The following is a 3072-nucleotide window of genomic DNA, read 5'->3' on the forward strand; positions in this document are numbered from 1 at the left end:
TGCTCTTTAACAATCCGGAACAAGCTGAAAATTGAAACGACGCAGCGCGTCATTCCTCCGTAATAAGGAATGACAAAGCGATGCGTTCGAGTCTCTCAAATGCTTGCAATTCGCAGCGTTGTAAAACGCCTGTGGGTTGTGAGGTTAAGCGACTAAGCGTACACGGTGGATGCCCAGGCAGTCAGAGGCGATGAAGGACGTGCTAATCTGCGTAAAGCGACGGTAAGGTGATATGAACCGCTACAGCCGTCGATGTCCGAATGGGGAAACCCGGTGCACTCTGTGCATCATTGCAGCATGAATACATAGTGCTGCAAGGCGAACCGGGGGAACTGAAACATCTAAGTACCCCGAGGAAAAGAAATCAACCGAGATTCCCCCAGTAGCGGCGAGCGAACGGGGAGCAGCCCAGAGCCTGAATCAGTTTGTGTGTTAGTGGAAGCGTCTGGAAAGTCGCAGGGTACAGGGTGATACTCCCGTACACAAAAGCACACATGCTGTGAGCTCGATGAGTAAGGCGGGACACGTGGTATCCTGTCTGAATATGGGGGGACCATCCTCCAAGGCTAAATACTCCTGACTGACCGATAGTGAACCAGTACCGTGAGGGAAAGGCGAAAAGAACCCCGGCGAGGGGAGTGAAACAGAACCTGAAACCGTGTACGTACAAGCAGTGGGAGCCTTGATTTATCAGGGTGACTGCGTACCTTTTGTATAATGGGTCAGCGACTTATATTCTGTAGCAAGGTTAACCGTATAGGGGAGCCGCAGGGAAACCGAGTCTTAACTGGGCGTTAAGTTGCAGGGTATAGACCCGAAACCCGGTGATCTAGCCATGGGCAGGTTGAAGGTTGGGTAACACTAACTGGAGGACCGAACCGACTAATGTTGAAAAATTAGCGGATGACCTGTGGCTGGGGGTGAAAGGCCAATCAAACCGGGAGATAGCTGGTTCTCCCCGAAAGCTATTTAGGTAGCGCCTCGTGAACTCATCTTCGGGGGTAGAGCACTGTTTCGGCTAGGGGGCCATCCCGGCTTACCAACCCGATGCAAACTGCGAATACCGAAGAATGTTATCACGGGAGACACACGGCGGGTGCTAACGTCCGTCGTGAAGAGGGAAACAACCCAGACCGCCAGCTAAGGTCCCAAAGTCATGGTTAAGTGGGAAACGATGTGGGAAGGCACAGACAGCCAGGATGTTGGCTTAGAAGCAGCCATCATTTAAAGAAAGCGTAATAGCTCACTGGTCGAGTCGGCCTGCGCGGAAGATGTAACGGGGCTAAACCATGCACCGAAGCTGCGGCAGCGACGCTTAGGCGTTGTTGGGTAGGGGAGCGTTCTGTAAGCCGTCGAAGGTGTGCTGTGAGGCATGCTGGAGGTATCAGAAGTGCGAATGCTGACATAAGTAACGATAAAGCGGGTGAAAAGCCCGCTCGCCGGAAGACCAAGGGTTCCTGTTCAACGTTAATCGGAGCAGGGTGAGTCGACCCCTAAGGCGAGGCCGAAAGGCGTAGTCGATGGGAAACAGGTTAATATTCCTGTACTCGGTGTTACTGCGAAGGGGGGACGGAGAAGGCTATATCGGCCGGGCGACGGTTGTCCCGGTTTAAGCGTGTAGGCGGAGGGTCCAGGTAAATCCGGTCCCTTATTAACGCTGAGGCGTGACGACGAGGCACTACGGTGCTGAAGTGATAAATGCCCAGCTTCCAGGAAAAGCCTCTAAGCATCAGGTAACACAGAATCGTACCCCAAACCGACACAGGTGGTCAGGTAGAGAATACCAAGGCGCTTGAGAGAACTCGGGTGAAGGAACTAGGCAAAATGGTGCCGTAACTTCGGGAGAAGGCACGCTGGCGCGTAGGTGGAGGGACCTGCTCCCCGAGCCGAAGCCAGTCGAAGATACCAGCTGGCTGCAACTGTTTATTAAAAACACAGCACTGTGCAAACACGAAAGTGGACGTATACGGTGTGACGCCTGCCCGGTGCCGGAAGGTTAATTGATGGGGTTATCCGCAAGGAGAAGCTCTTGATCGAAGCCCCGGTAAACGGCGGCCGTAACTATAACGGTCCTAAGGTAGCGAAATTCCTTGTCGGGTAAGTTCCGACCTGCACGAATGGCGTAATGATGGCCAGGCTGTCTCCACCCGAGACTCAGTGAAATTGAACTCGCTGTGAAGATGCAGTGTACCCGCGGCAAGACGGAAAGACCCCGTGAACCTTTACTACAGCTTGACACTGAACATTGAGCCTTGATGTGTAGGATAGGTGGGAGGCTTTGAAGCGCGGACGCCAGTCTGCGTGGAGCCAACCTTGAAATACCACCCTTTAATGTTTGATGTTCTAACGTAGGCCCGTAATCCGGGCTGCGGACAGTGTCTGGTGGGTAGTTTGACTGGGGCGGTCTCCTCCTAAAGAGTAACGGAGGAGCACGAAGGTCAGCTAATCACGGTCGGACATCGTGAGGTTAGTGCAATGGCATAAGCTGGCTTGACTGCGAGAGTGACGGCTCGAGCAGGTGCGAAAGCAGGTCATAGTGATCCGGTGGTTCTGAATGGAAGGGCCATCGCTCAACGGATAAAAGGTACTCCGGGGATAACAGGCTGATACCGCCCAAGAGTTCATATCGACGGCGGTGTTTGGCACCTCGATGTCGGCTCATCACATCCTGGGGCTGAAGTAGGTCCCAAGGGTACGGCTGTTCGCCGTTTAAAGTGGTACGCGAGCTGGGTTTAGAACGTCGTGAGACAGTTCGGTCCCTATCTGCCGTGGGCGCTGGAGAATTGAGGGGGGTTGCTCCTAGTACGAGAGGACCGGAGTGAACGCACCACTGGTGTTCGGGTTGTCATGCCAATGGCATTGCCCGGTAGCTAAGTGCGGAAAAGATAAGTGCTGAAAGCATCTAAGCACGAAACTTGCCCCGAGATGAGTTCTCCCTGACTCCTTGAGAGTCCTGAAGGGACGTTGAAGACTACGACGTTGATAGGCCGGGTGTGTAAGCGCAGCGATGCGTTGAGCTAACCGGTACTAATGACCCGTGAGGCTTAACCTTACAACGCCAGAGGCGTTTTT

The 3072-nt window shown here is 53.6% G+C and carries 1 rRNA gene; it reads left to right on the forward strand.

Annotation, left to right across the window (positions count from 1 at the left end):
• The first annotated feature begins 142 nt into the window (after positions 1-142).
• A 23S ribosomal RNA gene (locus AFL22_RS19600) occupies positions 143-3052 on the forward strand.
• Positions 3053-3072: the final 20 nt, after the last annotated feature.

This window comes from Pantoea sp. CFSAN033090 (assembly GCF_001264395.1).
Classification (GTDB): domain Bacteria; phylum Pseudomonadota; class Gammaproteobacteria; order Enterobacterales; family Enterobacteriaceae; genus Pantoea; species Pantoea agglomerans.